Here is a 22,131-nt window from a genome sequence, read left to right as displayed (position 1 = left end):
ATTGACGTCGTCGTTTCGTCGCTGAAGCGTCATCATTACCGTGAACTTGTCCGAGGAGAAGACGTGGACGTCCGATTGAATGCTTTTCTTGAGCGCGCCGATGCGGTGCTGGCCCGTATCGAGCCCCTGTTGCCCGCTCCACGACCCGCCATCGACTGGTCCCAGACCTTGGCTGCCCGTTGGCAACGCGACGGGCGCAGCGGTTTCCTGCTGCCGCTTGAAGTCAGTCTCGATATTGGTTTGTCGGACCTGATCGGCGTGGATCGCCAGGTGGAGCAGTTGGGCCGCAACACCCAACAGTTCCTCGATGGCATGCCGGCCAACCATGCGTTGCTCTGGGGCTCGCGTGGCACCGGCAAATCGTCGCTGGTGCGCGCCTTGCTGGCCGAACATGCCGGGCATGGCCTGCGCTTGATCGAGATCGAGCGCGATCACCTGGCCGATCTGCCCCGGGTGGTCGAGCAGGTGGCGAAACTGCCGCAGCGCTTCGTGTTGTTCTGCGATGACCTGTCGTTCGAATCCGGCGAGGGCGACTACCGCGTGCTCAAGAGCGTGCTTGACGGTTCCCTCGAGCAGGCGCCGGACAACGTGCTGCTGTATGCCACTTCGAACCGCCGCCATCTGGTGCCCGAAAAGGAAAGCGACAACGAGAACTGGAAGCGGGTCGACGGCGAGCTTCACCCCAGCGAAGCCGTGGAAGACAAGATCGCCTTGTCCGACCGTTTCGGGTTGTGGTTGTCGTTCTATCCGTTTACCCAGGAACATTTTCTCGACGTGGTAGAGCATTGGATCGGTGTGCTGGCCGCCAAGGCCGGGCTGGCCTGGCAACGTGACGAAGCGCTGGATATACAGGCGGTGCGCTGGGCGACCGGACGCGGCAACCGCAACGGACGTTGCGCCTATCAGTTTGCCCGCTATTGGGTGGGCCTTAAACTTCTGGAGCACAAGGCATGATCGATTTGACGAGCAGCGGGGAAGGTCTCGAAGGCTACGGGCTGTTATCGGCACAATTGCAATCGCTGCTGGCCGATGAGCGGGACTTCATTGCCAATGCCGCGCAATTTTCGGCGTTCCTGTCCAGTCAGCTGGACGATCTGAATTGGGCCGGTTTTTACCTCAATCGTAATGACGAATTGGTGCTGGGCCCATTCCAGGGCCAGATTGCCTGCGTGCGGATCCCGTTTGGCCGTGGCGTGTGCGGTACTGCCGCGGCGACGCGCCAGACCCAGCGCGTTGAAGATGTCCATGCGTTCGCCGGGCACATCGCCTGCGACAGCGCATCGAACAGCGAACTGGTGGTGCCGCTGGTCAAGGACGGGCGCCTGATCGGCGTGCTGGACCTGGACAGTCCGAAACTGGCGCGCTTTACCGAGCATGACCAGGCCGGCATTGAACAATTGGCCGCGATATTCCTGCGCTTGACCGATTGCTGATCACTTTTTCAATCCTGCCTTGGCCAGCAGACTGTCCGGGTCGATTTCGTCGATCTGGCGTGGGTCGAGGAACGCCTCGGCGTAATGCAGGTAGATCCGCTCGTCGATGAACAGCCCGAACAGCTCGGGATCGATATGGGCATCGCGGCACATCGTGGCCATGATGCCCAAGGCTTCACTCAGTTTCTTGGCCTTTTTGTAGGGCCGATCGGCTGCCGTCAGCGCTTCGAAAATATCGGCGATGGCCATCATTCGAGCCGGCAGGCTCATCTGCTCGCGCTTGAGTCGCTTGGGATAGCCGGTGCCGTCCATCTTCTCGTGGTGCCCCCCGGCGATTTCCGCGACATTTTCCAGGTGGCTGGGGAAGGGCAACTGGCTGAGCATCAGGATCGTCTGGACCATGTGATGGTTGATCACGTAGCGCTCCTCGCGTGTCAGCGTGCCGCGGGTAATGCTGAGGTTATAGAGTTCGCCGCGGTTGTATTTCCAGGTCGGCACATCGAGTTGGAAACCCCACGGATTGTCGGCCGGAATCAGCTCGGCCGGATGCCGTTCGAACAGATGTTCGGGCTTGTCCGCCAGCAGCGGTTCAGCGACGGGCAGCGTCGGCGTCGGCACGCGGGCCTGGCGCCGGTTTTCCTCCCAGGACACGCCCAGGCGATCGTCCAGGGTTCGGGTCCAGGTGCGTTTGGCGATGCGTTGCAGGCGTTGCAAGTCGGCGTCCGCCATGGCTTCGGAGCCCAGGTTGCAGCGTGCAACGAAGGCGAAGTCATCATCGAGGACGGCTAGGGCGGTGTCACGTCGTTGGGCCAGGAGAGAGGCTTCGCCACCGGTTGCCAGGGCCTGCCAATAGTCGACCCAGGCGTCGCGCTTGAGGACTTCGAAGCGGGTGCGAATTTCGTGGATACGATCGTTCAAGGTTTCCAGCTTGGTGGCTTTGTCCACCACATACTCGGGCGTGGTGACCTTGCCACAGTCGTGCAACCAGGCTGCGATGTGCAGCGCCTCCCATTCATCTTCCGTCGGCTTGTAGCCTTCGAATGCCGGTGCCTGGCTGGCGGCAGCCGCCTGGGCGAGCATGAGCGTCAGGGCCGGTACTCGCTGGCAGTGGCCGCCGGTGTAGGGGCTTTTGGCATCGATCGCGCCGGCGAGCAGTTGGATGAACGAGTCCAGCAATTGCTTTTGCCTGGCTTGCAGGCGCTGGCTTTCGATGCTCACCGTTGCGGTGCCCGAGACCGCCTGCAAGAAAGCGATGCGGTCTGGCTGGAGCTTTTCCAGGTCGGCTTCGGTGCCGGTGTCAGTGATCAATAGCACTAGCGCGCCGACGGTTTCCTGATGACGGTTGCACAGGCGTATGCCGATCAAGTGCACACGGGGGGCGTCCAGTGCCAACAGCACGCTACGCAAGTCGGCGGCCTGCTCGAAGCCCAAGGAAGACACCAGGGTTTGCGCGGCACCCAGTTCCCGGAACCACTGCGGGCTGTCCGAGGCATCCAATGCATAACCTTGTAGCGCGAAGGCCTGAAGATCCCGAGGCGCTCCATTGATGACCATTCCGTACGGCTTGATCTGCTCGCCGTCGTTTTCGCGCAGGTAGATCAGGCCGGCCTGGGCCTGGGCGATTTTCACGGTCTCGAACAGCACCCGCTCCAGCAGTGGGGCGAAACGGGTTTCGGCGCGCAGGCTGGCGGTGATCTCGAAAAAACTCGCCAGGGTTTCTTTCATGCGGGCCATCGAAACGCCCAGTTGGTCGACCTCCAGCACAGGGGAGCGACGGGACACCGGGTAACTGAAGTTGAAGCTGCGGATGGCGTCGGCTTCCCTTACCAACCCGCGCAACGGCTTGACCAAAATCCGCGATGTCAGCCAGCCCAAAGGCAGGCACAACAGCAAGGTGGCCAGGGTAATCAGCGCGCCTTGCCAGCGCAGGCGATAGGCATCGGCCAGCAACTCGTCCTCCGGCACCAGCAAAGCCAGTTGCAGCCCCTCTGGCCCACCCTCCTGCATGTGGCTGCGGGAGACGATCCACTGGCGGCCGGCCGCCTCCAGGCGGGGCATGTCACTGTCGTTGTCGAGCGCGGCGGCGATCGCCGGGTGCAAGTCACGCGCCTTGATCAGATGTGCCGACTGGCTGTCAGTGACCAGTCGCTCGCTGTCGGGGTATCCCACGGCGTTGCCTTGAGGGTCTATCAGGGCGATCTCGGTGCCGGTCGTTACCTTGTGCTTGGCCAGCGTCTGGGACAACGCGGCCAGGGTCAGGTCAGCGCCGATGACCGCTCGCTCGCCGCTGCGTCGGGCGAGGGTCGTGCCGATATTACGGCTGGAAAAAAACACGTAGGGTTCGGTGGTGATCTGCTCCGTGGTGTCCATTGCGCTGCGAAACCAGCCCCGACTGCGTGGATCGTAGTCTTCGTCGAGGTGATCCTGGCGGCTGATCAGTGTCAGTGCCTGATCATAGAACAGCGACTGGGAGTGAACCGAACCTGCGTCGCCTGGGCGCTCGACGGTCCACACCTCGTAGAACGCGTTGGCCGGTGCTCTCAGGGCGCTTTTAGAGGCTTCGGTGCGCAAAGATCGAACCATCAGGAAATTGCCGTCGCGATCGCCCAGGTAGAGCGATGCCAGGTTCGGATTGTCCCGCAGTGCCTGGCTGAAAGGACCGAGCAGGGCCAGTCGTTGCGACATCTGGGGCATGCGTGTTGCTGGGTAATCGGCCAGCAGGCCGAGCAAATGGCGGATCGGTTCGTAAGTATCGTATAGATCCAGGCGCACGGTCTGTTCGATTCGATTGAACAGCTTTTCACTGCTGGACAGGATGATCTGCGTGGTCTGTCGATAGTTGAAGACGCCCAATACCACGCCGGTCAGCAGCAGGAGCAGCGTGAACATCACGCTGATATGGACGTGCAGGGGAAACCTGCGTTTTTCCGGACGCGGTGCGCTGGGCATTTCCGTCACTCCAAGTGTTGGGGGAAATCGCCCCCCGCTACGCACTGCTGAGCGAACAGCATAGTAAACACTGGATTATTTTGCCTTGACGATCGCTGTTTCCAGGCTGCGCCCCAGTTCAATCATCGCCTGGCTCAGTGCGTTGACGCAGCCATCGATTCGTTCGGGGGACTGTGCTTGATGGCAGGCCTGTTCCAACGCCTCGCACAGTTGAATCAGCGCAGTGGCCTGCACGATGCGGGCGACACCTTTTATCTTGTGCGCCGTCTCGGTAATCGCCTGCCGGTTTGCGCCGCGGGCGACGTCAAGCAGTTCCTGGCGGTCAGCGCGGTTGCTGCTGAGCAGTTCTGCGAGCAAGCGGTGGGTGGACACCGGGTCGCCGCCGGTCAGCGTGTGCAGGCTTTGCAAATTGAAAGCCCGGGAAGCATTGATGGGTTTGATGGCGTTCATCCATTGATTGAGTGCGCTCAGACTGATCGGCTTGAACAGGCAGTCGTCCATGCCGGCATCCTTGCATCGTTGTTTTTCCTCGGGCTGCGCGTTGGCGGTGAATCCCAGGATGGTGCAGGGCGGCTGTTGCTGCTCGGCCTCGTGTCGGCGAACCGCCCGGGCCAGTTCGTAGCCGCTCATGATGGGCATGTTGCAGTCGGCGATGATCAGGTCGAAATCTCCGTCAAGCCAGGCCTTTAGACCTTGCTCGCCGTCGTGGCTGACATGGTGGGGATGACCGAGATAATTCAGCTGCTGGGACATCAGCAGACGATTGGCCGGATGGTCGTCCACGACCAGGACGTTCAGCGTGCACGTCGCTGTTTCAGTCACAGGCGTAACAGGAACGCTGGCTTCTGCCTTCGGCAGGATAGTGAGCGGCAAGGAAATCCGCACCTGGGTTCCAAGGCCCGGCTGGCTGTTCATTTGCAATTCGCCGCCCATGGCCTCGCACAGGTGACGACTGATTACCAGGCCAAGCCCCGCCCCCTTGCGGGCCATCCGGCTGCCGTTATCGGCTTGGGCAAATGGCTCGAACAGACGTCCGAGGTCTGCCGGACTGATACCGATGCCGCTGTCACTGACTTCCATCTGCAATTGCAGCGTCTTGTCCCGGGCGGCCTGGGACAGCTTCACGCTGACCTTCACTTCGCCTTGCTCGGTAAATTTCAAGGCATTGCTGATCAGGTTCGAAAGCACCTGCTTGAAGCGCAATGGGTCCATTCGCACGTCCGGGTTGATTCCAGCAGGCTCGAATTGCAAGGACAATCCAATGTTCTTTTGCCGGGCCAGCCCGTCGAAAACCCGCATGACCGATTGCACCAGGGCCTTCAGGTCAACCCGTTCGGGCGCCAGGCTAAGATGGCCTGTTTCGATACGGGCGATGTCGAGGATATCGCCTATCAGCTCCAACATGCCGGACGCCGACTCGTACGCGACCTCAATCGCCGAGCGGTCAATGTGACCCTTGTCGGCGTGTTTCAGGGCCAGTTCGAGCATGCCGATCACTGCGTTCATGGGCGTACGGATTTCATGGCTCATGGTCGCCAGGAAAGTGCTCTTGGCCCGGTTGGCGTCGTCGGCCTGTTCTTTCGCGGCGCGCAGTTGCTCGACGAGCTGACGCCGCTCGCTGATATCAATCCAGCCGCCGATTATCCCCTGCACCTGTGCCGCAGAGTTACGGTACGGAAGGATCCAGTGATAGATCGTCAGTTTCCTGTTGCCAATGTGCAGTGGCCGGTCAGTGATCAGCGCGGTGCCTTCAGCCATGACGCGTTGATAGTCCGCCTGGTATTCCCGGGCTTCGAAAGCATTGCTCATGGCACCGGGCATGATGTTCTTGCCAATGACCTCCTCACGCTTCGCGTTGAACGTTTCCAAGTAACTGTCGTTGCAGCTTTGCAGCACGCCATCGCGGTCTCGCACATAGATCGGATGGGGTGTGCCGTTGAGCAGGGCGTGCATGAACTCAAGTTGGTCATTGAGCGCCAGTTCTGCCCGCTGGCGTTGCCTGATCTGTCGCTGCATGTAGGCATTCCATGCCAGCGAAAGCAGCAGTAGCAGGCCGACGCCGGCGACGATTTGGAAAAACACCCGGTTATAGGTGCGCCATGTGTGTTCCGAGGCCGAGACGTAGCCGCGCCAGCGGTTGTTGATCACGCCCAGTTCGTCGGGATCGATGCTGGTCAAGGCCTTGTCGAGGATGGAGCTCAGCTCCGTGGCGGTTCTTGCGGTGGCCAGCGAGAACATTGCCTGCTGAGTCCCTACGGTGCTGCTGATTTGCAACTTGTCTTTGAGCGAGTGGGACGAGATGAAGTAGTTGGCCATGACCAGCGAGTTCACACCACCGTCGGCCTGGCCTTGGGCGATCATTTCAGCGGCGTGCAAGGAACCGACGGTTTCGATTATTTTGATGCTCGGGTACTGGTTGCGTAGAAATTCTATGATCGGATTGCTTTTGGCGATTGCCAGGCTTTTGTCCCCGAACTGGTCGAGGGTGGTGGGTGTATCGGAGTGTTTACGGGTCAGCAGAACGAATGAGCTATCGAGGTAAGGGCGGCTTAACTTCATCTGCTGTTGCCGTTCGCTGCTGGGTAAAAGTGCCGCAATCACGTCGGCGTGACCTTCCAGGACCGCGGCAATCATGTCGTTGTCGTTCTGGTGGCGTTGGACGTCCAGGCGCATGCCGGTACGCAACCGGATCAGCTCCAGCAGGTCGGCACTGATTCCGCGAAAATCGCCGTCCGAATCAAAGAAAGTGAACGGGGCCGCGGTTTCGTTCACCGCCACTCGAACCACCGGATGCCGTGCCAGCCAGCGCTCTTCCCGGTCGGTCAGTTGTATCTTGTGCTCTGTGAGGTACAGGTCGCTGCCGGCACTCCAACGCTTGGCGATAGCCGCTTGCTCGGCGATGGAGATCTGGTTCAACGTAGCGTTGACGACTTCCAGCAACCGGGTCTCGTTGCGTCGCACCGCGAAACCGAATCCGTGGGATTCATGTTTGCCGAAGCTGGCCATGCGGATGTTGCTCAAGTAACCCTTGCTGATCATGTAGTGGGTGGAAATGGTATCGCCGAGAAACACATCGGCTTGGCCGAAGGCAACGGCGTTGATAGCGTTCTGGTAGGAGGGGTACGTGGTAATAAGTGCCTTGGGGTACAGCTTTTCGATCTCACGGGGCGGCAGATAGTGATAGACCATGCTCAGCCGCAGCCCGTCCAGATCATCGGTCAGGGGGCGGTTTTCATTCGTCCGGGTGACCAGGACAGGTTGATCCACGGCATAGGGAGCCGATAGAACGACGCCCGGATCTTGGGCTTCGAAGCCGTTGGCGGTGCCGAGCAGGTCTATTTGCCCGGTCTTGAGCGCGGTAATGGCTGCTTCGCGGGAATCGAAGCGCAGGACTCTCATGGGCAGGCCGCTGGCCTTGGCGATGACCCCGGCATAATCGGCGGTCATGCCTTCGTAATCGCGACCGCTGCCGGAAAGGTCGAAGGGCGGATAGTCCGGCGCAGAGGTCCCCAGGACCAGTTCCTGACGACTTTGCAACCAGGCACGGTGGGTATCATCAAGCTTGATCTCGATATGATCGACGCTCGCACGGCTCAGCAGGGCATAGTGCTCAGGCACATTCGGCGCAGCCACGAGAAACACCGCATAAAGCCCTGAACTTAATAGCAGCAGGTACTTGCTTATGCATTTGAGCATCCTGTTATTTCTCACACCAGTGCGTTGCGCTTTGCCATTTCGATCAAATCCACCAGCGACTTCACTTTGAGTTTCTGCATGAGCCGTTTTTTATAGGTGCTGACCGTTTTATTACTTAGGAACATGCCTTTGGCTATTTCCTTGTTGGTGCGGCCTTGGGCAAAAAGTTGCAACACCATCAACTCTCGGTCGTTGACGCTTTTGAAAAGATCCAGCTCGACACTGCGCGGGTCATCGTCACGTACGGGGGTGAGCGCTTGACTGGGAAAGTAGTTGTAACCGGACAGTACGGCTTTGATTGCGCTGACAAGTTCACTGAGGTCTTCTTGTTTGCAAACATAACCGGATGCGCCGGACTGCATGCATCGAATACCGAAAAGTGTCGGGGATTGTGCTGTCAGCACCAGCGTCTTGAGCGGCGTGCCCATGGCATTGAAGCGAGACAGTATTTCCAGTCCGTCAAGTTTGGGGATGCTGATGTCCAGGATGACCAGGTCCGGCATGCACTCACGCACCATTTGCATCGCGTCGACGCCATTGTCGGTTTCCCCTACGACTTTATAGCCTTCGTGCTCAAGGAGCATTCGAACGGCGAGGCGGATGACCGGATGATCGTCAACTATGAAAACGGAGTTCATGAATAAGTCCCCTACGAGCTTAATAAAGCGCGCACCTTAGCCCAGTTAAGGTCAAGTCGCGCGAGGAGACAGGCATGCATCATCAATTTCAGAAGTTTCCTACAAAAAAAGAGGCGAGGTACCACGATGTATTTAGTGGGTTGGTAGGCAATTGGCGTGAGGGGGGTGTTTTATGTTCAGCTTGAGGGGGTTAGTTCTAATAATTAATCAGGTAGTTAATAAACGACTATCGTCATTGTTGACAGGCGCAGGCCAGCAACCGGCTCCCGTTCGCTCAGGAGGCGGTTGCTGGACGAAGTTGCCTCACTGACGCGTGCGACCGGTCATTTCCTGGGCCATTTCGCTGGCATAGCTGTCGGTCATGCCGGCGATAAAATCGATCATCCGCAGGAATGCACTGTGCAGCGAGCCGTCAGGATCGGGTGCGTTATTGCCTAGAAGGTCGAGGATGCGACGGTTCTTGAACGAAGGGGTACGGCCGCCGTGTTGTTCCAGGGCAGCTCCGCAGAATCCATTGAGCAAGATCTCCAGCGTGGTGTAGGCGCCGATTTCATTCAGGGTTTTTCGCTTGTCCTGGAATATCTTCTTGCGGGCCATGTCCTTGGCATTCAATACGCAGCGCTTGGCGGGTCCGTGCATGTGCTCCACCAGGTCGCCCTGCAGCGTGCCCGCCAGCAAGGCGTCCTGTTGCTCGACGAATGCCCGGGCGGCGGCGTTGGTGAGGTGTTCGATGGCCTTGCCACGCAGGATCGCCAGTTTTCTTCGCCGCGAATCCTGCGGGCCGAGCTGACGATAAGTTTCCGGCAAGTCGTCTCCGACCAGGTCCAGGAGTAGCGATTCCACCTGCGGGTATTCCAGCAGGTCCATCTCGACACCATCCTCCAGGTCAATCAACGCGTAGCAGATGTCATCGGCCGCTTCCATCAGGTAGACCAGCGGATGCCTTGCCCAGCGCTGGTCCTCGAGTTGCGGCAGGCCGAGCTTATGGGCGATTTGCTCCAGCAGCGGCAGCTCGCTCTGGTAACAGCCGAACTTGTGTTTCTTGTAGCCCAGGGAGTCGGCGTGACGAGCGGTCCAGGGGTATTTCAAGTAGGTACCCAGGGTCGCGTAGGTCAGCCGTGTGCCACCGTCGAACTGATGGTATTCGAGCTGTGTGAGTACCCGGAACCCCTGGGCATTGCCTTCGAAATTAAGGAAATCGTTGCGCTCGGCATCGCTCATGGCGTCAAGCCAACCGCGTCCCGCCGCTTGTTGAAACCAGTAGCGGATCGCGTCCTCGCCAGAATGGCCGAACGGCGGGTTACCGATGTCATGGGCCAGGCAAGCCGATTGGACCACCATGCCCAAGTCACTTGGCTCGCACCAGTCGGGCAGGGCGTTGCGGATGGTTTCCCCGACACGCATGCCCAGTGATCGTCCGACGCAACTGACTTCCAGCGAATGGGTCAAGCGTGTGTGGATATGGTCGTTGCTGGACACCGGGTGCACTTGCGTCTTGCGCCCAAGGCGCCGGAAGGCTCCGGAGAAGATGATGCGGTCGTGGTCTTTGTGAAATGGGCTGCGGCCCAGCTCTTCCGGGCTATGCAGCGGTTTTCCCAAGCGTTCGCGAGTCAGCAGGGTGTGCCAATCCAAGGCCGGTGCTCCGTTTGATGAGTCGATGCCTTAGCTTCCCGGTTCGAGCGGTGTCCCGCAAGGCCCCAGAGCCTCGATCAGTTGTGCCCAGGTGTTGCGTCCACCACCGAATCGGGTTTTCCCGGGCTTGAAGGTGTCAGGGTTTGCGCGCGCTCTTGGCCAGCTTGATCAGCGGAAGCACTGCTGTTGCCAGTCGGACCAGGCGCGACAAGCCGCCAGAGCGCCCGCTTCGGGTTCGTTTGCCTCCAAGGAAACCGAGCAAGGAAACCGCGGCTACGCCCCAAAGGGACGCGTGCTTGAGGCCGAAGCCCTCGTGCCAACTTTTCGTGAAGCCGCGTACCCGTTGCAGCGGATGCAGCAGTTGGCGCGTTTCCTGGCGAATTTCCTGGCGATGCATTTCCATGCGCAGGCGCACCAGCGCCTTGCGCATTTCCTGTCGGGTACGGGCTTGGGGAATGTCAGGCAGACTCATGGCAACAGGCGCTCCCGATCGTTGGCCAATTCTTCCAGGGTGGCATGGAAAGGGGAGGACTCATCGTAGATCGCTGCCTTGAGTCGAAGCCCACAGAACAACGCCGCCAACAGATAGAACAGGCACAGGCCGATAATCCCCGCCAGGCGATAGGTGTCCCATACCAGGATCAGCACCAGCGCCGACAGCCCAACCAACAGCAGCAAACCAAAAACCAGCGCAAGACCTGCAAACAACAACAGGCTGACGGTACGCGCCTTCTGTTCCTGCAGTTCAATGCCGAACAATTCGACATGGCTGTGCAGCAACCCGAGGAATGCCGCGCCCAGGCGACGCGCTGTGGGTCTCGTGCCCGATTCGGGCGAGCCGGATTCGTCGATGCCCATCATCAGCGCCGAGTCGCCAGCAGTCCGATCAAGAAGCCCACGCCCGCCGCGATGCCGACCGATTGCCAAGGATTGGCTTGTACGTACTCTTCGGTGGCGATCACCGCCGCCTGGCCGCGCTCACGCACAGAGTCTTCAGTCAACTTGAGGGTGTCGCGGGCGCGCAACAGGGTTTCATGGATCTGGCTGCGCAATTCGTCAGCCTGATCGCCCGCCAAGGTCGCGGTGTGATCGAGCAATCGTTCAGTGTCCTGGACCAGCGTCTGGAAGTCTTCCATCAGGGTTTCTTGAGCAGTCTTTGCCTGGGTTCTGGCCATGGGTGCATCTCCGTAAGTGACGTCTGAAGCGTTCGAGTATGAGCCTTGCCGGAAGGTTCAGTGAAACTGAGTAGTACATCTTTTGCTCTGGAGTTTGCGATGTACTGGTGCATCCACCTGCGCCAGTGCGCTGAAGCTGGGCGAAAGCCTCTGGAAACCTTAACTCAAATAATCCAGGACTGAACATTGCGCTACGGTTCCTTGTCCTGGTTGCCCGGATAAAAACCGTGCAGCAGGCCATAGCGCTCGTGACGGACTTGATCCACATGATGCCGGACCCGCTGCTCCGGCAGCCCAAGCATGATCAGCGCGTGAGACGCCAGCATCAGGCTCGACTCCAGTAACTCCGGGACTACTTCGGTGGCCCCGGCAGCCTGCAACTCGGCCAGTTGGCTGTCGTCGCGGGTACGCACCAGGATCGGCACCTGCTGATTGACCCGCCGGGCCTCCTTGAGTACGGACATTGCAATGTCCGTCTTGTCTACCGCGATGACCAGCAATCTTGCGCGACCCAGCCCGACGGCGGCGAGCAGGTCTGCCCGGCGTGAGTCGCCATAGTGCACGCATTTCTCGCCGACCGAGGCTTCACGGATGATGACCGGGTCGTCATCCAGGGCAACGAACCCCAGCCCCTCGCGGCGTAGAAAGCGCCCGATCGACTGTCCTACGCGCCCATACCCGCAAATGACTACATGACCCGACAAGCCTGCGTTGAGCTCGCTGATCTGGTCCAGCTGCGCTTCTTCGTTGGGCTTGCGATGGAGCCGGGCGGCTATGGCTGGCGCGGCGCGCAGCAACAGTGGCGTCAGCAGCATCGAGCAGAACGTGGCGGCCAATAACAGCCCGCCGATGTCGGCGGGCATGAGGCGGTTCTGTTGCATCAATGCCATGAGGGCGAAACAGAATTCGCCGCCCTGGGCCAGGGCCAAGCCGCTGCGCCAGGCGGTTTCGCCATCGCTGCCGCGCCACTTCACCAGCGCGGCGACCACGCTGCCCTTGATGATCATCAATCCCAGCGTCAGTCCCAGGATCAGCAGGCCATCGTCGACGAACAGTTGCAAGTCGATCAGCATGCCGATGCTGACGAAGAACAGTCCCAGCAGGATATCGCGGAACGGCCGTATATCGGCCTCGATCTGATGCCGATAGTGGCTTTCGCCGAGCAACATGCCGGCGAGGAATGCCCCGAGCGCCGGTGACAGGCCAAGCAGGTGGGTAAGCCATGCGGTCAGCAGCACGATCACCAGGGCCAGCAACACAAAAAGCTCGGCGGACCGGGACGCCGCTACTTCGTGGAACAGTCGCGGCAGCAGCAAGCGGCTGGCCAACAGCAAGCCGCCGAACAGCACCAGCGTCTTGCCCAGCGTCAGGGGCAGCGCCCAATACCAGGCGTGCTCGCTGCTCCCGGCAAACACCGGCACCAGGGTCAGGAGCAATACCGCGACGACGTCCTGGAACAGCAGCACGCCGATGGCGTTCTGGCCGTGACTGGTGAAAATCTCCCCCAGGCTGGTCAGCTCCTTGCTGACGATGGCGGTGGAGGACAAGGCCAGCCCGGCGCCGAGCAACAGTGCCGCCATCGCCGGAGCGCCGCAGCCCACCAGCAGGGCGCCCAGCAGCGCTCCCGAAATCACCACCTGCAAGCTGCCGAGGCCGAACACCACCCGGCGCAATTCGAGCATCTTCGAGAGCGAGAATTCCAGGCCCAGCGAGAACAGCAGGAAGACCACGCCAAGTTCGGCAAGGTCCGGCAGTTCTTCGCTGTCGTTCACCCAGTCCAGCGCGGTGGGACCGACGGCCAACCCGACACAGAGATAGCCAAGCACAGGTGGCAGGCGCAGCCGCCTGAACAGGGCAATGACCACCAGGGACGAGGCGAGGATGATCAGCAGGTTGGCAAACAAGGGATACTCCGTTTCAGGTTCTGACACTCAGCGTAGAGGAGAAATGAACCGAGCATCGCCGAAAATACTTTGGTGCTCAATGATTTGCATCAGCGCTTTACCGAAACATTCTGAATCGCGGCACCCGCCTCGACGGCTTCCCAAGGCAGGCCTAGAATGGCCATCTATCTTTTTTGGGCCTACCTGCCATGCCGCCTGAATGCCAGTTGTTCGGCACCCTGGGATGCCATTTGTGTGAAGTTGCCGAGGGCGTGCTGATGCCCTTCGTCGAACATGGCCTGTTGGTGGAACTCGTGGATATCGCCGAAAGCGAGGCCTTGGCCGAGACCTATGGTTTGCGCATTCCGGTATTACGCAGAGTCGATACGGGGGCTGAGTTGGATTGGCCCTTCGATGATCCCGATTGCGTTGCCGCCTTTCTCGGTTGATACCTTCCATCGCCTGAGCCCACACGCCATCATTGGCGAAATGCTATTCTTCGGTTACTGTATGCCTATACAGCTATCCGGAGTGCGTGCCTTGGTCAATGTCGAGCAATTGAAAAACAGCGTGAACAGGATGTCCGCGGACGTTGTGCGTGAGGCGGTCCTGGAGTTGCGCCTGGATGGTCTGGTGACCGAAGGGAAGACGCCCTTCAATAAACTGCACTTCAACACCTGTTTCGCCGAGATCGAAGCATTGTTCCAGCGCGCCGGTTATCACAAGCAGCTCGATGTGGTGGGTTACCAGGGGTTGTTGTATGCGCTGTACGACCCGGGGCGCTGGGAGGCGGTCGACGTGCTGCGCTGGTTGAAAGAGTTCACCGAAGCAGCAGCGAGACCGACGCCAATCCGCGCCTGAGCCAATCATTGCTGGGCTGGTTTGCGTGACTATCGGATAATGTCGGCCCCGTAAAGGTTAAAGAGTCCTTAATGTCTGGTTCATCGTTTTCCGCGGCTCACCATCAGGCGAGCACGCTGTATTTGCCGCCCGGCGCCTGGCAGACAGTGCTCGATTGTCTCTGCGAGCATTTCAGCGCGATCAGCCGCGAGCAATGGCTGGATCGGATCGCCCGGGGACGAGTATTGGACGAGGAGGGCAGGTCGATTCGTGCCGACTTGCCATACCGTGAAGGTCTGCGCATCCATTACTTTCGGGAAGTCCCCGACGAAAAGCCGATCCCGGTAGTGGAGTCGATTCTCCATGTCGACGAGCACCTGGTGGTGGCCGACAAGCCGCATTTCCTGCCTGTCACCCCAGCGGGGGAATACGTTGAACAGACGTTGTTGCGGCGACTGATTCGTCGGCTGGACAATCCCCATCTAGTGCCCTTGCACCGCATCGATCGCCACACGGCCGGACTGGTGCTGTTTTCAGCCAATCCGCTGACTCGTTCAGCGTATCAATCGTTGTTTCCGACGCGACGGATCGAAAAACACTACCAAGCCATTGCCCCCGCATTGCCTGGATTGGTTTTTCCGCGCGTGCACAAGAGCCGGATGATCAACGGGGAGCCGTTCTTTCGAATGCAAGAAGGACCGGGCGAGCCCAATACCGAAACGGCCATTGAAGTGCTTGAAAGGAATGGCGACCTGTGGCGCTACGGCCTGTATCCGGTCACCGGCAAGAAACATCAGTTACGGGTTCATATGAACGCGTTGGGGGCGGGCATCTGCAACGATCCCTTCTACCCCGACGTGGTTCGAGATGCCGAGGATGATTATTCCAATCCGCTCAAGTTACTGGCGCGGGGGTTGCGTTTCATCGATCCGATCACGGGCGTGGTGCGCTCCTTTGAAAGCGCGATAACGCTGCGTTGGTAATGGCGCCGCTTTAGGACAGGCAATAAAAAGCCCGCAATAATGCGGGCTTTTCCTCATCTGGCTGCGACGTCAAAGATTACAGGTCTTTAACGGTACGAACCTGATCCTTGTTCACGCGAGTCTGCTTGCCATCCAGTTGCTCGAATTCGTAGAAGCCACTGTCTTCATCGTAATGTGGCGTGTCGACGGCCTGGATTTCGCGACCGTCATTCAAGGTGATCACTGTTGGCGATGCGCACCCGGCGAGAGTGGCGAGGCCCAGCGCGAGCATGAAAGTAGCGAGGGTCCGTTGAGTCATGGTGTTTCTCCGAAATGAATTCTTCAAGTGACTGACCTTCAGACGTATACATCGCGAGCAAGTTCCTGGCTAGTGTCAATCTGACACGCCTGCGTGATGGGCGAGGAGCTCCGGTGTATTGAGATTAGCCAGCCGGGGATCATTGGCGGGGCACTGCAAGGCCATGGCATGTAGCGTGCGCATGATGCGGCCAGGGCTGCGTTCGCCTTCGTGCCACGCCTGTTCAAACGCTGCTGCCAGGGCGACCGGGATGACGCACAGCAGCGGCTCCCAATGTTCGCCATGACGCACCATCAACGGCTTGTCGGGGTGTTGGCTTGCCGTCTCGCGCATGCTGTCGAGCAGGCTTGCATCAATCTGCGGTACGTCGCACGGCAGGACCAGCAGATAAGGATGCCGCGCCACCCTGAGGCCCGCACGGATGCCTGCCAATGGGCCGGGAAAATCCCCTTCCTCGTCATGAACCAGCTGGTCTGCGTACAGGGCGTAACGTTCCGGGTTGCGGTTGCAGGAGATGATCAGGTCATCGCTCAAGGCCCGGGTATGCCGATGCAGGTGGGCAATCAACGGTTCTCCATGCCATTGCAGCAAACCTTTGTCTTGCCCGCCCATCCTTTGCCCGCGCCCGCCTGCCAGGAGCAGGACGGAACAGGAAGGCAGGGGATTGTTCGAGGTCATCGCGTGTCTCCGCACGGGCGAAAAAATCAGGCGCTGTGATATAACACCAGGCTGTTTCCTCTACAACTGGAAGAGCCTATGAAAGCCAAGGCTGATGTACCTTTCGTGCCGCTCAATATCGCGGTACTGACTGTCAGTGATAGCCGTACCCTGGAAACCGACACATCGGGGCAGGTCTTTGTCGACCGGCTCGCGGAGGCAGGGCACAACCTCGCTGCGCGGGTGTTGCTAAAAGATGATCTGTACAAGATCCGCGCGCAAGTCGCTACCTGGATTGCCGACGAGGTCGTACAGGTGGTGCTGATCACTGGTGGTACCGGCTTCACCGGTCGTGACAGTACACCCGAGGCCGTTGCGTGCCTGTTGGACAAACAGGTCGACGGGTTCGGCGAATTGTTCCGGCAGATATCCGTGGCGGACATTGGCACCTCAACGGTGCAATCGCGAGCCCTGGCCGGCCTGGCCAACGGTACGCTGGTGTGTTGCCTGCCGGGTTCAACCAATGCGGTGCGCACCGGATGGGACGGGATCCTGGCGGAGCAATTGGATGCGCGGCATCGGCCGTGTAACTTCGTGGCCCATTTGAAACAGGCGGCGCCTTGTGAATCCCGTGGGTAAACCGGGCAAGACTGGCGCCTTGATGGCGGTCGAGGTCGCGTTGGAGCGGTTGCTTGAGATGGCGGCGTCTTCACCGATCATCCAGCGCGAGCGGGTGCCCCTGGCGCAGGCGGAGGGCCGGGTGCTGGCCGAGAACCTGGTGGCGACGCTCGATCTGCCGCCTTGGCCCAACAGCGCCATGGACGGCTACGCCTTGCGCCTGGCCGACTGGCATGGCGAGGCGCTGGTGGTCAGTCAGCGGATTTTCGCCGGGCAGGCTCCAGAGCCCTTGGCCGCGGGAACCTGCGCACGAATCTTTACGGGGGCGCCCGTTCCGGTCGGCGCCGATTGCGTCGAGATGCAGGAAAACGTCGTGGTCGAAGATGACCAGCGGGTACGGTTCACCCAGCCGCTGGCGAGCGGGCAAAATATCCGTCCCCAAGGGCAGGAAACAACCGTCGGCGAACAGGTTCTGTGCACCGGTACTCGCCTGGGTCCGATCGAGCTGGGACTCGCGGCATCCCTGGGTTGTGCATCGCTGGAGGTGGTGCGCAAAGTGCGCGTTGCAGTCCTGTCCACGGGCGATGAACTGGTGGAACCTGGCCAGCCCCTGGGGCCGGGGCAGATCTACAACAGCAACCGTGTGTTGCTTTGTGGGTGGCTGCAGCGTCTGGGTTGCGAGGTCGTGGATGCGGGCATCCTGCCTGACGATTTGTCCGCTACCCGCCGGTGCCTGGCCGGGCTGGCAGATGTCGACCTGATCCTTTCCACGGGTGGGGTCTCGGTGGGTGAGGCCGACTTTCTGGGCATCGCGTTACGTGAAGAGGGTGAGCTGACGCTTTGGAAGCTCGCCATCAAGCCTGGAAAACCGCTGACAGTCGGACATTTCCGTGGCGTGCCGGTAATAGGTCTGCCCGGAAATCCCGCTTCTACGCTGGTGACTTTTGCACTGTTGGCTCGGCCATATCTACTGAGACGCCAGGGCGTTCAGTCTGTGGAACCGCTCAAGTTCAAGGTGCCCGCCGGTTTCGTCTGGCCGAAGGCGGGCAGTCGGAGAGAGTACTTGCGAGGGCGTATTGAAAATGGCCGCGCAGTTATTTACCGCAACCAGAGTTCGGGCGTCTTGCGAAGCGCAGCCTGGGCCGACGGGCTGGTCGAGGTCCTCGAAGAGCGAACGCTGGTGGAGGGCGATGAAGTGAGCTTTATTCCCTTGAGCGAAGTCTTGGGTTAGCTCTGATTCAACATGTTCAGGCCCGAGTAGGTACTCGGGCCTCTACTTGTAATCCTTAGCGCGACAGTAACGTCACCAGTTGGTCGAATCGGTTGTTCGCGACCCAGCCCAGCAATCCGATCACCACCGCCGCCGCACCGGCCAGATAGGCAAGTCGGTGTCGAACCGCCTTGACGTCGGTACGGATTTCATCCATGTCCCTGCGGATGTACTTGAGGTGGGTTTCCAGTTCAACGAAGCGCGGTTCCAAATCAGTTCCTCCAGTAGGCTTACTGCAGCTTTTTCCTTCGTCTTGCCCATCGGCTCGTTCACCCCCGAAGGGTACGAACTGCCGGGGCGATACCTTGTATTCATGGCTATGCATGGGGCGTTTCTCCCCGGCAAACATGATTTTTCCAGCGATCAAGCGGACCTCTACGGGCCGTGGCATATCCGTCCATGGGCAACACATCCTTCTAAATGATCGATTTACCGTTTCAACGTAAGCTGATGCCAAGGTGTCTCAATATGACAAGAGGGTCAATTGAACTGATTCGCCAAGACTTGTAAGAAAATTCCTTGAATAAGGAAATCTCTGAGTGAGGCCGTCCGGTCTTTTGTGACAGCGAAAGGCAAGTCGTGTGTTTTTTTTAAAAGATTGAGCGAGTCCGGGCTTTTTCGGCTGCGCGGGCGGTCTCATTCCTGAACCTTTCCAATGACGGAGACAACGATGAGCAAAGGCAAGGCGCTATTGATCCTGCACGGCAAGCAGGCGCTCAACGAAGAGGTTCGCGCGGCAGTGACGCTAAAGCGCAAACAAGGCTGGGATCTGGCGGTTCGGCTGACTTGGGAAGCCGGCGATGCCCAGCGATGTGTCGAGGAAGCACTGGACGCCGGTTACACGCAACTGATCGCAGGTGGGGGCGACGGAACCTTGCGCGACATCGCCGAGGCCATCGCCCTGCAGGCTGGTGGAGCCAGCCTGGTGTTGTTGCCGCTGGGCACTGCCAATGACTTTTCTCGGGCGGCGGGGATTCCGTTGGACCCGGAGCAGGCCCTGGATCTACTCGACGTTGCGCCCCGGGCGGTTGATCTGGGTGAGGTCGGTGGACGGATTTTCCTCAACATGGCCACCGGTGGTTTCGGCAGCCAGGTCACTGCGAATACTTCCGAGGACCTTAAAAAGGTCCTTGGCGGTGCCGCTTACCTGTTTACCGGCCTTTCAAGATTCAGTGAGCTGAGTGCTGCCTATGGCGAGCTGCAGGGCCCCGGTTTTCATTGGCGTGGTGATCTGTTGGCGCTGGGTATAGGCAATGCTCGGCAGGCCGGAGGAGGGCATGTGCTGTGCCCTGAGGCGCTGGCCGACGATGGGTTGCTCGATATAAGCATCCTGCCTGCACCGCAGGAAGTAGTCAGTACACTCAAGGATCTGCTGTCCGGCGGCCTGGGTATCGACAACATGTTCGTACGGGCGCGCTTGCCATGGGTGGAAATCAAGGTAGCCCAAGGCCTGGATATCAATCTGGATGGCGAACCCTTGGAGGTCAATGATCTGCGTTTCACTGTGCGGCCCAAGGCGTTGCGCGTGCACTTGCCAGCGGATTCGCCTCTATTGGGGTCTTCGGGCCTGCTCAGTCGTCCAGGCTGATAATCTGCTCGCGTACTGCAAATAGCACCAACCCCGCGACATCATGGATTTGCAGGCGCTTCATGATCTGGGCTCGGTGGGTTTCTACGGTCTTGATGCTCAGGCTCAGGCCGTTGGCGATTTCCCGGGTGGATTTGCCGCGAACGATCAGCCGCAGGATCTCCAACTGGCGAGCGGTCAGGTTATGGGTCTGGGCTGGATCGGGTTGGTGTTTTTGGACACGGGTCAATGCTTGGTTGATCACGGTGTGGGCAATGGCCGGGCTAAGGTAGCGCTCATTATTGCGCAGTGCATCCAGGGCGTGTTCCAGCTCGGTGGCAGTGGTGTCTTTGAGCAGATAACCATGGGCTCCGGATTCCAGCGCCTGCATGATCAGTGCGGGATCGGTGTGCATGGACAGGATCAACACCTTGCTGTGGGGACGCGCTTGCTTGAGCTGCTGCAAGGCTTGGAGGCCGCTGGTGTCTTTCATCGAAATATCCAGCAGCACGATATCCGGATCGAGCCGCTCCACCAGTTCCAATAGCTGTGCGCCGTCGTTGGCTTCGCCGACGACGGCGTAGCCAGGCAGATCCAGGACCAGGGCGCGCACACCGGCCCGGATCAGCGAGTGGTCATCTACCAAAAGCAAATTACAAGTCAATGGAGAACCTTATTCTTGCTGGCCCGTTCCAGGGTGCGAGGCGCCCAGGGAATGCGAGCTTCGATATGCGTGCCTTTTCCGGCCTCGCTGGTAACCTTGAGGGTGCCGCCCAGTTGTTCGACCCGCTCCGCCATGCCGGCCATGCCGCGTTGCCCTTCGCGGGCGGGATGGGTGGCCGGGACGAATCCCCGGCCGTCATCACTGATCAACAACGTCAGGCCTTCGGGCAGGCGTTGCAGGCGTACCAGGAGATTCGTCGCCTGGGCATGGCGCAGGATATTGGTGACCGCTTCCTGGGTGATGCGAAAGGCGGCGACCGTCATTTCTTCCGGTATGCCGGCCATGCGCTGCTGACAGTCCAGGCTCCATTTCACCGGTGTATTGGCCAGGGTCTTGAGCAGGTGCGCGCGCAGGCTGGCTTCGAGTCCCAGGCTGGTCAGCTGTCTCGGGTTGAGGATGGCCGACACGTCCCGCACTTTATTCAGGGTTTCGTCCAGCGTCTCGCAGAGCACGGAACATTGGCTTTGCAAATCGTCCGGCATGCGGCGTTTGAGCCATTCGCTTTGCAGCTTTGCCGCGGTCAGTAATTGCCCAATATCGTCGTGCAGTTCCCGGCTGAGTCGATGGCGCTCGTTTTCCTGGACTTCGAGCAGCCGATCCGCCAGTTCCTGCGGTTGGAACTTGATGGACTTTCGCGACAGTCGATACCGGATCCAGACACAGGCAAGGGCCGCTACATTCAACGCCAGCAAGCTCAGCGGTACGGTAACGGCCGTCAGGTAGGCCAGCAGGCAGCCGAGGGTCGAGCAGATGCACAGCAGCAACGTGAACCGGCGGGCGTTTTCTCGGGAGGGTGGCCAGGATATAAGTGACTTGAAGCTGGCGTACATAGCGGATGGAGCCAATGGATGTTCGCTGCGGGCAGGCCGGTCAGCGCATCTGACGGGCCGGGTCGGGTAAACGTTTCAGGTCGGGGACGGCTTCAGTTGGCGGCGGCTGTTCGAAGCGACTGACGCGAGACATAGTACCACTTCGAATATCGTTGGTCGCGTTCGGCTTGGCGGCCGCAACGCCCAGCGAGCCGGGTACATGAACACGAGTCGCAACGAGCGATTTCAGGCTTGTTTCTGAGCGAAGGGGACCAATGCCAAGGAGCGCGATGGTTGTAATACCTCGCAAGGACTCTGGCCTACCTGAAAAGCAAATGCTTCGATCAGAGAGGTCTGTTCGCTGTTGTCCAGGCCCAGCTTGCCGGTGGTGTGATCGACCAGTTCCAGTTGCCAGGCCATCAGTGTGAAACAATCTTTCAGCGCGTCCAGCGCTTGATCGTGCAGCTCCATGTGATGTTGCGCGTGAGTGAGCAAGCCATGGATGTGCAGCGAAAACTCCGAAACGGCCTCCAACGCCAAGGCATCGGCCTTGTTTGCCAGCTTCAGCAAGGTGCTGAGCATGCAATCAATGGCGTCCTTGTCGTTGTTGATCAATTGCAGGTGGCTCAGGCATTCCTCTGACTTGGCCAAGAGCGTCTCGGCTTCAATCAGGAACTCGGGAAGGCGCTGGCTCCAGTTCTTGCGATCGTTCGGCATGCTTATCTCCACAACATCATGTCAGGCGAAAGTGATCGCGTGTGACGAACGGCTGGATCTCATGGCCGACAACGAACGGCAGCGCGTCGCCAGCCTTTGCCGCTCGGCAAACGCCGGTGCGCAGACGATTGAACCGGCGAGAGCGGCCGAACGACTGGAAGTCCGATGTCCTACGGTCGCGCACAAAGGCCTGACTCCATTCAACAATGAGAATGGCGTCACATTAATGGCTATTGGATAGC

At 59.6% G+C, this 22,131-nt stretch carries 22 protein-coding genes; 8 read left to right on the top strand and 14 right to left on the bottom strand.

The window, feature by feature from the left end:
* Nucleotides 1-63: 63 nt before the first annotated feature.
* Nucleotides 64-954 (top strand): ATP-binding protein, encoded by an 891-nt coding sequence (locus J3P95_RS16995; RefSeq protein WP_434580394.1) that lies wholly within the window; start codon nt 64-66, stop codon nt 952-954.
* Nucleotides 951-1,433, top strand: coding sequence for a GAF domain-containing protein (locus tag J3P95_RS16990; RefSeq protein WP_434557913.1), 483 nt, complete (start codon nt 951-953; stop codon nt 1,431-1,433). Before J3P95_RS16995 ends, J3P95_RS16990 begins: the two co-directional genes overlap by 4 nt.
* Here J3P95_RS16990 and J3P95_RS16985 read toward each other — a convergent pair whose 3' ends face one another.
* From J3P95_RS16985 to J3P95_RS16950, 8 genes are all read right to left on the bottom strand, one after another.
* Nucleotides 1,434-4,382, bottom strand: coding sequence for an HD domain-containing phosphohydrolase (locus J3P95_RS16985; protein WP_434580396.1), 2,949 nt, complete (start codon nt 4,380-4,382; stop codon nt 1,434-1,436).
* Between the two features lie 75 nt (nt 4,383-4,457).
* On the bottom strand, nt 4,458-8,078 hold the full coding sequence (locus J3P95_RS16980; RefSeq protein ID WP_434580398.1) for a transporter substrate-binding domain-containing protein: 3,621 nt from the start codon (nt 8,076-8,078) through the stop codon (nt 4,458-4,460).
* 11 nt (nt 8,079-8,089) lie between these two features.
* Nucleotides 8,090-8,716, bottom strand: a complete 627-nt coding sequence (locus J3P95_RS16975; RefSeq protein WP_434557910.1) for a response regulator — start codon at nt 8,714-8,716, stop codon at nt 8,090-8,092.
* Between the two features lie 303 nt (nt 8,717-9,019).
* The gene (locus tag J3P95_RS16970) at nt 9,020-10,348 is read right to left on the bottom strand and encodes a deoxyguanosinetriphosphate triphosphohydrolase (protein ID WP_434557909.1); all 1,329 of its coding nucleotides are present in this window, start codon (nt 10,346-10,348) and stop codon (nt 9,020-9,022) included.
* Nucleotides 10,349-10,484: 136 nt separating this feature from the next.
* Entirely contained in the window at nt 10,485-10,820 is a 336-nt protein-coding gene (locus J3P95_RS16965; RefSeq protein WP_186609923.1) for a hypothetical protein, read from the bottom strand.
* Complete coding sequence (locus J3P95_RS16960; RefSeq protein WP_186609945.1) at nt 10,817-11,206, bottom strand: phage holin family protein; 390 nt, start codon at nt 11,204-11,206, stop codon at nt 10,817-10,819. Before J3P95_RS16960 ends, J3P95_RS16965 begins: the two co-directional genes overlap by 4 nt.
* Before the next feature lie 2 nt (nt 11,207-11,208).
* Nucleotides 11,209-11,523 carry a DUF883 family protein gene (locus tag J3P95_RS16955; protein ID WP_186609922.1) on the bottom strand — a complete coding sequence of 105 codons (315 nt, stop codon included), beginning with the start codon at nt 11,521-11,523 and terminating at the stop codon, nt 11,209-11,211.
* 191 nt (nt 11,524-11,714) lie between these two features.
* Nucleotides 11,715-13,427, bottom strand: coding sequence for a cation:proton antiporter (locus tag J3P95_RS16950; RefSeq protein ID WP_434557908.1), 1,713 nt, complete (start codon nt 13,425-13,427; stop codon nt 11,715-11,717).
* 188 nt (nt 13,428-13,615) lie between these two features.
* Between J3P95_RS16950 and J3P95_RS16945 the strand changes: the two genes are divergently transcribed.
* The 3 genes from J3P95_RS16945 (at nt 13,616) to J3P95_RS16935 (ending at nt 15,229) form a co-directional block, all read left to right on the top strand.
* Nucleotides 13,616-13,855 carry a glutaredoxin family protein gene (locus J3P95_RS16945; RefSeq protein ID WP_434557907.1) on the top strand — a complete coding sequence of 80 codons (240 nt, stop codon included), beginning with the start codon at nt 13,616-13,618 and terminating at the stop codon, nt 13,853-13,855.
* 91 nt (nt 13,856-13,946) lie between these two features.
* Complete coding sequence (locus J3P95_RS16940; protein ID WP_434563867.1) at nt 13,947-14,267, top strand: transcriptional regulator; 321 nt, start codon at nt 13,947-13,949, stop codon at nt 14,265-14,267.
* 71 nt (nt 14,268-14,338) lie between these two features.
* On the top strand, nt 14,339-15,229 hold the full coding sequence (locus tag J3P95_RS16935; protein WP_434580401.1) for a pseudouridine synthase: 891 nt from the start codon (nt 14,339-14,341) through the stop codon (nt 15,227-15,229).
* 76 nt (nt 15,230-15,305) lie between these two features.
* On the opposite strand, the gene J3P95_RS16930 is transcribed toward J3P95_RS16935, so the two are convergent.
* Nucleotides 15,306-15,527, bottom strand: coding sequence for a YgdI/YgdR family lipoprotein (locus tag J3P95_RS16930; RefSeq protein WP_039588986.1), 222 nt, complete (start codon nt 15,525-15,527; stop codon nt 15,306-15,308).
* Between the two features lie 75 nt (nt 15,528-15,602).
* A complete protein-coding gene (gene mobA / locus J3P95_RS16925; RefSeq protein WP_434580403.1) occupies nt 15,603-16,205 on the bottom strand; it encodes a molybdenum cofactor guanylyltransferase MobA in 603 nt (200 codons plus the stop codon).
* A 78-nt stretch (nt 16,206-16,283) separates the two neighbouring features.
* On the opposite strand from mobA, the gene moaB reads away from it, so the two are divergent.
* Both moaB and J3P95_RS16915 read left to right on the top strand, forming a co-directional pair.
* A complete protein-coding gene (gene moaB, locus J3P95_RS16920) occupies nt 16,284-16,823 on the top strand; it encodes a molybdenum cofactor biosynthesis protein B (protein WP_434580405.1) in 540 nt (179 codons plus the stop codon).
* A 22-nt stretch (nt 16,824-16,845) separates the two neighbouring features.
* Complete coding sequence (locus J3P95_RS16915) at nt 16,846-18,033, top strand: molybdopterin molybdotransferase MoeA (RefSeq protein ID WP_434581185.1); 1,188 nt, start codon at nt 16,846-16,848, stop codon at nt 18,031-18,033.
* Between the two features lie 55 nt (nt 18,034-18,088).
* Here the strand turns inward: J3P95_RS16915 and J3P95_RS16910 are convergent, their stop codons facing one another.
* Nucleotides 18,089-18,397, bottom strand: coding sequence for a hypothetical protein (locus J3P95_RS16910; RefSeq protein WP_434563863.1), 309 nt, complete (start codon nt 18,395-18,397; stop codon nt 18,089-18,091).
* A gap of 345 nt (nt 18,398-18,742) precedes the next feature.
* On the opposite strand from J3P95_RS16910, the gene yegS reads away from it, so the two are divergent.
* Nucleotides 18,743-19,660: a lipid kinase YegS gene (gene yegS, locus J3P95_RS16905; RefSeq protein WP_434580407.1), complete on the top strand. Its 918-nt coding sequence runs from the start codon at nt 18,743-18,745 to the stop codon at nt 19,658-19,660.
* Here the strand turns inward: yegS and J3P95_RS16900 are convergent.
* The 3 genes from J3P95_RS16900 to J3P95_RS16890 form a co-directional block, all read right to left on the bottom strand.
* A complete protein-coding gene (locus tag J3P95_RS16900; RefSeq protein ID WP_434557902.1) occupies nt 19,644-20,303 on the bottom strand; it encodes a response regulator in 660 nt (219 codons plus the stop codon). The two genes, yegS and J3P95_RS16900, sit on opposite strands and share 17 nt — an antisense overlap.
* Complete coding sequence (locus J3P95_RS16895; RefSeq protein ID WP_434581186.1) at nt 20,300-21,193, bottom strand: sensor histidine kinase; 894 nt, start codon at nt 21,191-21,193, stop codon at nt 20,300-20,302. Before J3P95_RS16895 ends, J3P95_RS16900 begins: the two co-directional genes overlap by 4 nt.
* Before the next feature lie 225 nt (nt 21,194-21,418).
* Nucleotides 21,419-21,889, bottom strand: coding sequence for a hypothetical protein (locus J3P95_RS16890; RefSeq protein WP_434557901.1), 471 nt, complete (start codon nt 21,887-21,889; stop codon nt 21,419-21,421).
* Between the last annotated feature and the right edge of the window lie 242 nt (nt 21,890-22,131).

This window comes from Pseudomonas sp. Z5-35 (assembly GCF_051131945.1).
In the GTDB taxonomy this organism is placed as follows: domain Bacteria; phylum Pseudomonadota; class Gammaproteobacteria; order Pseudomonadales; family Pseudomonadaceae; genus Aquipseudomonas; species Aquipseudomonas marvdashtae.
The sequence above is the reverse complement of the archived record's forward strand: the minus strand, read 5'-3'. Positions and strand labels throughout refer to the sequence as shown.

Excerpts from the sequence above, each read along its gene's own strand:
- J3P95_RS16990 (WP_434557913.1), top strand. The coding sequence starts at position 951 with ATGATCGATTTGACGAGCAGCGGGGAAGGTCTCGAAGGCTACGGGCTG.
- J3P95_RS16985 (WP_434580396.1), bottom strand. The coding sequence starts at position 4,382 with ATGCCCAGCGCACCGCGTCCGGAAAAACGCAGGTTTCCCCTGCACGTC.
- J3P95_RS16980 (WP_434580398.1), bottom strand. The coding sequence starts at position 8,078 with ATGCTCAAATGCATAAGCAAGTACCTGCTGCTATTAAGTTCAGGGCTT.
- J3P95_RS16975 (WP_434557910.1), bottom strand. The coding sequence starts at position 8,716 with ATGAACTCCGTTTTCATAGTTGACGATCATCCGGTCATCCGCCTCGCC.
- J3P95_RS16965 (WP_186609923.1), bottom strand. The coding sequence starts at position 10,820 with ATGAGTCTGCCTGACATTCCCCAAGCCCGTACCCGACAGGAAATGCGC.
- J3P95_RS16960 (WP_186609945.1), bottom strand. The coding sequence starts at position 11,206 with ATGGGCATCGACGAATCCGGCTCGCCCGAATCGGGCACGAGACCCACA.
- J3P95_RS16955 (WP_186609922.1), bottom strand. The coding sequence starts at position 11,523 with ATGGCCAGAACCCAGGCAAAGACTGCTCAAGAAACCCTGATGGAAGAC.
- J3P95_RS16945 (WP_434557907.1), top strand. The coding sequence starts at position 13,616 with ATGCCGCCTGAATGCCAGTTGTTCGGCACCCTGGGATGCCATTTGTGT.
- J3P95_RS16935 (WP_434580401.1), top strand. The coding sequence starts at position 14,339 with ATGTCTGGTTCATCGTTTTCCGCGGCTCACCATCAGGCGAGCACGCTG.
- J3P95_RS16930 (WP_039588986.1), bottom strand. The coding sequence starts at position 15,527 with ATGACTCAACGGACCCTCGCTACTTTCATGCTCGCGCTGGGCCTCGCC.
- mobA (WP_434580403.1), bottom strand. The coding sequence starts at position 16,205 with ATGACCTCGAACAATCCCCTGCCTTCCTGTTCCGTCCTGCTCCTGGCA.
- moaB (WP_434580405.1), top strand. The coding sequence starts at position 16,284 with ATGAAAGCCAAGGCTGATGTACCTTTCGTGCCGCTCAATATCGCGGTA.
- J3P95_RS16915 (WP_434581185.1), top strand. The coding sequence starts at position 16,846 with ATGGCGGTCGAGGTCGCGTTGGAGCGGTTGCTTGAGATGGCGGCGTCT.
- J3P95_RS16910 (WP_434563863.1), bottom strand. The coding sequence starts at position 18,397 with ATGCATAGCCATGAATACAAGGTATCGCCCCGGCAGTTCGTACCCTTC.
- yegS (WP_434580407.1), top strand. The coding sequence starts at position 18,743 with ATGAGCAAAGGCAAGGCGCTATTGATCCTGCACGGCAAGCAGGCGCTC.
- J3P95_RS16895 (WP_434581186.1), bottom strand. The coding sequence starts at position 21,193 with ATGTACGCCAGCTTCAAGTCACTTATATCCTGGCCACCCTCCCGAGAA.
- J3P95_RS16890 (WP_434557901.1), bottom strand. The coding sequence starts at position 21,889 with ATGCCGAACGATCGCAAGAACTGGAGCCAGCGCCTTCCCGAGTTCCTG.